We start from the raw sequence: 6962 nt of genomic DNA on the forward strand, positions 1-6962 counted from the left end.
TCGGTCAGAGGGCGTCGAGGTCGATGACGCGGGTGATGCCCAGTTCGTCGACGAAGTGGTCGTCGTGACCGACGACAACCAGCGCGCCACGGAAATCGGCGAGGGCCTGCGCGAGATGATCGCGGGTGACGATGTCGATGTTGTTGGTCGGCTCGTCGAGGATCAGCAGCTGCGGGGCCGGTCGTGCGAACAGGACCGCGGCCAGCGCCGCGCGCACCCGCTCGCCACCCGAGAGCGACTCCCATGCGCGGTCGGCGTCGTCGCCGCGGAACAGCATGCGCGCCAGGCCCGCCCGGCGTTCCTGCATCCCGAGGCCGGGGGAGGTGCGCGACACCAGCTCGTAGGGTGACACCGTGGGACCGGGGTCGGGGTGCACCTGGGCCAGGTATCCGGTGGGCACCGCGGGCGGCGCCGCGAGGAGCGCCCGCAACAGGGTCGTCTTGCCGCTGCCGTTGCGGCCGCGCAGATGGATCCGTTCGGGCCCGGTGACGGTCACCTCGACGGCACCGCCCGGGAGCGTGACGACGGTCGGGGCCAGCACGATCTGGCCGGGGTGGACCTCGGTGCCGGGCAGGTCGACGCGGACCTCGCGGTCGTCGCGGATCGCGTCGGCGGCGTCGTCGGCGAGGGCCGCGGCCTCGGCGAGCCGGCGTTCGTGTCCGCCGACGAGTTTGCCGGCCGACTCCTGCGCGAACCGCTTGCGCTGGTTCATCACGATCTTCGGCTCGCGCTTCTGCGCGGACATCTTCTTCCCGTACCGCTGTCGGTGGGCGATGACGGTCTGGGACTCGACGAGCTCGCGTTTCTGTCGGGCCTCGTGTCCTCGAGCGGTGGCCAGGACCTCCTGTGCCCGTTGCTGTTCGGCGGCGACGACCGCGAGGTGGTGGTCGAAGTCGCCGGCCATGGTGCGGACGGCGCCGTCGCGCACCTCGGCGATGGTGTCGACGTGTTCGAGGAGGGTGCGGTCGTGGCTGACGGTGAGGACCTGACCTCCGAAGCGGCCGATCTCCTCCACCAGCAGGCCGCGGGCATGGTGGTCGAGGTTGTTCGTCGGTTCGTCGAGGACCAGCAGATCGGGTCGACGCAGCAGCGCACCGATGATCGCGATCAGCGTCGCCTCACCCCCGGACAGCTCGCCGACGACCCGGTCGAGATCCTGTGGCTGCGTCACCAGGTGGGCCATGCCGAGCCGACCGAACAGGGCGACGGCGCGTTCCTCGACATCCCAGTTCCCCTCCAGCGCATCGAGATCGCCCGCGTCGGAGGCGCCGGATTCGACGCGCGCCAGTGCACCCCGCAGGTCGGCGAGTCCGATGAGCTCGTCGATCCGTCGGCCGGTCGCCGCGGTGAGATCCTGCGGCACCACGGCGAGGTCCGCCGGTCGGTCGACGGATCCGGAGGTGGGTGTGAGGTCGCCGGTGATGAGACGGATCAGGGTGGTCTTGCCGCCGCCGTTCGCGCCGACGATGCCGACGTGGTGGCCGGCCAGTGACACCGAGACGTTCTCGAAGATCGTTGTGCCGTCCGGGAATCGGTGACTCAGCGCCGAGACGGTGACCGATCGCGAACTCATGGGGATCGACCCTAGGTGGCCGTGGGCCCCGCGGCCAGCGAATTACGGGCGGGCGGCCCTGCGGGCGAGGCGGCCGCGGGCGGCGCGCCATCCGAGGAGGAACACCCCGAGGACGATCGTCGCGACGATCACGAAGCTGACCGCGACACCCTGTCCGAACTGATCGCGCAGGATCATCCCGATCGCGACCGCCCCGATCCACGTGAGGATGCCGTCGGGGACGAGGTTCTCGGGACGGAAATCGTGGTCGCCGATCTCACCGGAGCGGACGTGGGCGATGACATAGGCGATCGACCAGCCGACGGCGCCACCGATCGCGAACGGCCAGAAGGTGGAGAAGATCCCCGGGATCGTGAGCCCGTCGTCGTGGTTGAACCGGCCGATGATCACGAATACGAGAATCGCGACGACGTCGCACACCGCGGCCAGCGCGATCGGGCGCGTACGGGTCGGTGATGTCACGGATTGCCTCCAGCTGCAGACGGTGGGGTGTCCCCATCGGGAGACGGGTCTCTGTCACCGTCCTGTTCGTGTGCCTCGAGCTCGTGCTCGGTGGCGCCGATCGACGACCGGAAGCGGAACACGATGACCACCCAGCCCACCAGCGACACCAACAGGTAGCTGATGAGTCGGTAGATGAGCACCGCGGTGACGGCCTCGCCGGCACCCATGCCCGCCGAGGTGAGCGCCGGGACGAGGACGGCGTCGACGACGCCGAGGCCACCGGGCAGCAGCGGGAACGCGGTACCCACGGCCTTGCCCGCGGCGTAGGCGACGGCGAGTCCGGAGATGCTGGGCTCTCCGCCGACCGCGTAACAGGCGAAGGCCAGGCACGCGACGTCGGCGACCCAGTTGAACAGCGACCACCCGAAGGCGATGGCGGTGTCCTTGCCGTTGAGCTGCACCGCGCGCAGCTGGTCGACGATCTGGTGCCAGCGCTCGACGCCGTGCTCGTCGGGCTTGTTGCGAAGGTGGTTCACGGCGTGCAGGAACCGGGTGCCGATGTTCTTGATCGACTCGGGGTGCCCGGCGACGTACTGGGCGGCGATCACGAACGCCAGGAAACCGGCGATGGAGAAGATCACCGAGAACGGGCTCGTCTTGGCGCCGGCCAGCAGGGCGCCGCCGAGGCCGAGGACCGCGAGCCCGACTCCCATCAGCAGACCCGACATCACGACCTGCCATGACGCGACCACCGGGGTGGCGCCCAACTTGCGGGTCTCGCGGTAGGTGAAGGCCGGGGCGAGGACGTTGCCTCCGGGCATCGTCTGGCTGACGGAGTTCGCGGCGAGCACCACCGACAGCGACTTCATCTGGGACACCGCGACGCCCGCCGAGCGCAGCAGCGCGCGCTGGACCTGGGCGAAGCTGTCCATCGAGAGGCCCGAGGCGACGATGCACGCGGCGACCCATCCCCAGTGGATGCTGCCCATGCTCGCCCACGCCTCTTTCAGCTTGGGCCAGACCAGGACGGCCTCCACCGTCAGGACGACGACCACGAGGGCCAGCGCGACCCAGCGGACCCACCAGAACCGACGCCGCGTGGGCGCCACGGGGGCGCTCGCGTCGTCGGCGGCGTCGCCGGACTGAGCCGTCATGGGGTCCTACCTTATCGACAACCCCCCTCGAAGCCCCCTTTCGAGGTGGGAGCGGGAGTCGACACCTCAGATAGTGTTGCGAGGTGAACGATGCGACGGCGGTACACCCGCTGGTCCGGGCCGCGGCGCAATGGGCGTGGCGGCTCATCGTCATCGGGGTCGGGGCCTACCTCGTGCTGCGGGTGGCCCACGCGTTCGAAGAGGTCGTGGTGCCGGTCGCGTTGGCGATCCTGGGCACGGCGTTCCTCGTCCCGGTGGTCGACTGGCTCGACCGCAAGGGCATGCACCGCGGCGTCGCGGTGGCGCTGACGATGATCGTCGCGATCGGCGTGCTCGCCGGGATCCTGACCTTCGTGGTGCAGCAGTTCATCGACGGACTGCCCGACCTCACCACCCAGGTCACCAGCACCATCGACACCACCAAGCAGTGGCTCGTCGACGGGCCGTTCGGGCTCCGGCAGGCCCAGCTCGACCACGTCGGTGACGATTTCGTCTCCATGCTGCAGCGCAACCAGGACAAGATCACCACCGGCGCGATCGCGACCGCGACCACCGTCACCCAGCTCGCCACCGGCGCCCTGCTGCTGCTGTTCCTCATGATCTTCTTCCTGTTCGGCGGCGGCCAGGTGTGGGAGTTCGTCACCCGCCTCATCCCCCGGGGCAGCCGGTCGAAGGTGCTCCAGGCCGGTCGGGCCGGTTTCGGCACCCTCGTCGGCTACGTCCGTGCCACGGTCGCGGTCGCGATGGTCGACGCCGTCGGCATCGGTGTCGGACTGGCGATCCTGCAGGTGCCGCTCGCCCTGCCGCTGGCGTCGCTGGTGTTCATCGGTGCGTTCATCCCGATCGTCGGTGCGTTGGTCACCGGGTCGCTCGCGGTTCTCGTGGCGCTGGTGACGAAGGGCTGGATCGCCGCGGTGATCGCGCTCGCCGTGGTGGTCGCGGTGATGCAGATCGAGAGCCACGTGCTGCAGCCGTTCCTGCTGGGGCGCTCGGTGCGCCTGCACCCGGTGGCCGTGGTGCTGGGGATCGCGGCGGGCATCGTCTCGGCGGGCATCATCGGCGGTCTGCTGGCCGTACCGATCATCGCGTTCCTCAACACCGCGGTGCGATCGATGTACGACCAGACCCATGCCGACGAGCACGAGTCGGAGACACGCGTCGGCATGTACGCCGCGCGTCCGGACCCGCCGACGTGGGACGACCCCGACGCCCCGGGTCGTGACGGGCCCGCCCCGTTGAGCGATCCGGTCGACCTCGCCAAGCGGGACTCGGATGCCGGGACACCCCCCGACAGCTCCGACACCGCCGACAGCCCCGACACCGCCGACAGCCCCGACACCGCCGACGACCCACCGCCGGGTTCGACGAGCTGATGAACCGTCGCGGCCCCGACGACGCGGTCGCGCCGCTGTGGCGCGCGGCGCAGGCGTACCGGCTGCTGACGGTGGTCTACGCGCTCGGGTTCCAGATCGCGGTCAACGGCGACCTGGCCCATCCCGCATTCGGGGCCGCGGTGTTCGCCGTCGTCGCCGTCAGCTCAGGGGTCTTCGCGGCGGTCTACCTGCTGGGCAACGGCCGCGACGTCGGATGGGTGATCGCCGAGCTGGTGCTCACGTGCGCCCTGATGCTCTCGACACTGCTGATCGCGAGTGAGCAGTGGCGGGCCGACAACCAGTCGCTGCCCACCACGCTGTGGGCCACCAATGCCGTCATCTCCGTCGCAATCCTCACCGGCCCGGTGTTCGGCGGCGTCGCGGCGGCCGCGGTGATCGTGTCGAGCACGGTGGTGAAGGGGTTCGTCAACATCGACCTGGGCCGCAACGCGGCGGTGGTGATCCTGCTGGCCGTCGGCGTCATCATCGGCATGGGCGCGGTGACGGCGCGCCGGGCGTCGGCGCGCCTCGCCGAGGCGACGCGCCTGGCCGCGGCCGCCGACGAGCGCGAGCGGCTCTCGCGTCACGTCCACGACGGTGTGCTGCAGGTGCTCGCGCTCATCGCCCGCCGTGGTCGTGAGATCGGCGGGCCCACCGAGGATCTCGCGTACCTCGCCGCCGATCAGGAGCGGGTGCTGCGGTCGTTGCTCAGCGCGCCGGGGGTCCCCGACAGCACCGGTACGACGAGCGACGTCGCGACGATGCTGCGGACACGTGAGTCCGACCGCGTCACGGTCAGCACCTCGGGCCAGCCCGTCACGCTCGATTCCGTGGTGGCCGCCGAACTGTCGGCGGCGGTCGACAACGCTCTCGACAACGCCGCACGCCACGCCGGTCCGGGCGCCCGGGTGTTCGTGCTGCTCGAGGACCTGGGGGAGTCGGTGGTGGTGAGCGTGCGCGACGACGGTGTCGGGATCGCCCCCGGTCGGGTCGCCGCGGCCGCGGCATCGGGTCGTCTCGGGATCGCGCAGTCGATCGTGGGTCGCGTCGAATCACTCGGTGGCCGCGCGGTACTCGACTCCGCACCGGGTGCCGGCACCGAATGGGAACTGACCGTGCCGCGACCGGCACACGACGGGACGAGGGACCGATGACCGACACCACAGCGGTACGCGTGATGGTCGTCGACGACCACCCGATCTGGCGGGACGGGGTGGCCCACGACCTCGCCGAGGACGGTTTCGACGTGGTCGCCACCGCCGACAGTGTCCGTGCCGCGGTGGCGCGTGCCGGCGCGGTGACACCCGACGTCGTGCTCATGGACATGCAGCTGCCCGACGGCACGGGCGTCGACGCGACCGTCGGGGTGATGTCGGCGTCGGCGACGACGCGCGTACTGGTGTTGTCGGCGTCGTCGGAACGCGATGACGTGCTCGCGGCCGTGAAGGCCGGGGCCAGTGGCTATCTCGTGAAGAGCGCATCGCGCAGCGAGCTGCGGGACGCGGTGACCGCGACCGCGGCGGGCCAGGCGGTGTTCACACCGGGTCTCGCCGGGCTGGTGCTCGGCGAGTTCCGCCGCATCGCCGGTGGCGGCGACGCCGACACCGACAACCCGACGCCCCCGATCACCGAGCGTGAGACCGAGGTGCTGCGGCTCGTGGCGAAAGGTCTGTCCGCGCGGCAGATCGCCACCAAGCTCGGACTGAGTCATCGCACCGTGGAGAACCACGTGCAGTCGACCCTGCGAAAACTCCAGCTGGGCAACCGCGTCGAGCTCACGCGCTACGCGATCGAGCACGGCCTCGACGGATGAGTACCATCGACCGCACATGTGGATCGGATGGATCGAGTTCGACTTCCTGCTGGGAGACGTGCACTCGCTGAAGCAGAAGCGGTCGCTGGTGCGGCCGATGGTCACAGAGATGCACCGCAAATTCGGGGTGTCGGTCGCCGAGGTCGATCACCTCGACCTGCATCGCCGGGCCGGGATCGGTGCGTCGATCGTCGCGGCCGACCGCACGCACGTCACCGATGTGGTCGACCGTCTCGAACGCCACGGCGCGAGTCGGCCCGAGGTGCACCTGGTCTCGGTGCGGCGCCGGATCATCCGCGCCGACGAGATCTGATCCCGCGCCCCGACGGGTAAGCCCCCAGGTGGGCTGAGTAGTCGTACTCATCTCGACGATGGCGCGCCCGGCGAGCATGAGTCCATGACCGACAACGAAGCTCGTCCTCCGCGCCCCGACTGGACCGTGTTGTCCCGGGTGTCGTCGGATTTCGCGTCCCTGTCGCGCCAGATGGCGCAGATGTCCACCGATCTCACCGATCTGCGGGCCACCATGACCGCCGTGCGTCCCGAGCCGGCCCCGACGCCCCCACCACCAGAAACCGCACCACCGACGCCCGCACCCCCGACAC

Annotated in this window: 7 protein-coding genes and 1 pseudogene; 5 read left to right on the top strand and 3 right to left on the bottom strand. The window is 70.3% G+C overall.

Annotated elements, in window-relative coordinates; translation table 11 throughout:
* Positions 1-4: 4 nt before the first annotated feature.
* The 3 genes from TU34_RS02395 to TU34_RS02405 are packed head-to-tail and all read right to left on the bottom strand — an operon-like array spanning position 5 to position 3171.
* Positions 5-1573, bottom strand: coding sequence for an ATP-binding cassette domain-containing protein (locus TU34_RS02395; RefSeq protein ID WP_045821235.1), 1569 nt, complete (start codon positions 1571-1573; stop codon positions 5-7).
* Positions 1574-1615: 42 nt separating this feature from the next.
* The gene (locus TU34_RS02400; RefSeq protein ID WP_045821236.1) at positions 1616-2035 is read right to left on the bottom strand and encodes a DUF3054 domain-containing protein; all 420 of its coding nucleotides are present in this window, start codon (positions 2033-2035) and stop codon (positions 1616-1618) included.
* Complete coding sequence (locus tag TU34_RS02405) at positions 2032-3171, bottom strand: lysylphosphatidylglycerol synthase transmembrane domain-containing protein (protein ID WP_045821237.1); 1140 nt, start codon at positions 3169-3171, stop codon at positions 2032-2034. Before TU34_RS02405 ends, TU34_RS02400 begins: the two co-directional genes overlap by 4 nt.
* Positions 3172-3254: 83 nt before the next feature.
* Between TU34_RS02405 and TU34_RS02410 the strand changes: the two genes are divergently transcribed.
* From TU34_RS02410 to TU34_RS23415, 5 genes and pseudogenes are all read left to right on the top strand, one after another.
* Complete coding sequence (locus TU34_RS02410) at positions 3255-4544, top strand: AI-2E family transporter (protein ID WP_065973466.1); 1290 nt, start codon at positions 3255-3257, stop codon at positions 4542-4544.
* Entirely contained in the window at positions 4544-5698 is a 1155-nt protein-coding gene (gene macS / locus TU34_RS02415) for a MacS family sensor histidine kinase (protein WP_045821238.1), read from the top strand. The genes TU34_RS02410 and macS overlap by 1 nt, the downstream gene beginning before the upstream one ends.
* Entirely contained in the window at positions 5695-6357 is a 663-nt protein-coding gene (locus tag TU34_RS02420; protein ID WP_045821239.1) for a response regulator, read from the top strand. Before macS ends, TU34_RS02420 begins: the two co-directional genes overlap by 4 nt.
* Positions 6358-6373: 16 nt before the next feature.
* Positions 6374-6670 (top strand): DUF503 domain-containing protein, encoded by a 297-nt coding sequence (locus tag TU34_RS02425; protein ID WP_045821240.1) that lies wholly within the window; start codon positions 6374-6376, stop codon positions 6668-6670.
* 84 nt (positions 6671-6754) lie between these two features.
* Positions 6755-6962 (top strand): annotated as a pseudogene (locus TU34_RS23415) (hypothetical protein); the annotation flags it as partial.

Source organism: Williamsia herbipolensis (assembly GCF_000964005.1).
Classification (GTDB): Bacteria; Actinomycetota; Actinomycetes; order Mycobacteriales; family Mycobacteriaceae; genus Williamsia_A; species Williamsia_A herbipolensis.

Bases quoted from the DNA above. Each gene is read 5' to 3' on its own strand.
- TU34_RS02405 (WP_045821237.1), bottom strand. From the start codon at position 3,171: ATGACGGCTCAGTCCGGCGACGCCGCCGACGACGCGAGCGCCCCCGTG.
- TU34_RS02395 (WP_045821235.1), bottom strand. From the start codon at position 1,573: ATGAGTTCGCGATCGGTCACCGTCTCGGCGCTGAGTCACCGATTCCCG.
- TU34_RS02425 (WP_045821240.1), top strand. From the start codon at position 6,374: ATGTGGATCGGATGGATCGAGTTCGACTTCCTGCTGGGAGACGTGCAC.
- macS (WP_045821238.1), top strand. From the start codon at position 4,544: ATGAACCGTCGCGGCCCCGACGACGCGGTCGCGCCGCTGTGGCGCGCG.
- TU34_RS02420 (WP_045821239.1), top strand. From the start codon at position 5,695: ATGACCGACACCACAGCGGTACGCGTGATGGTCGTCGACGACCACCCG.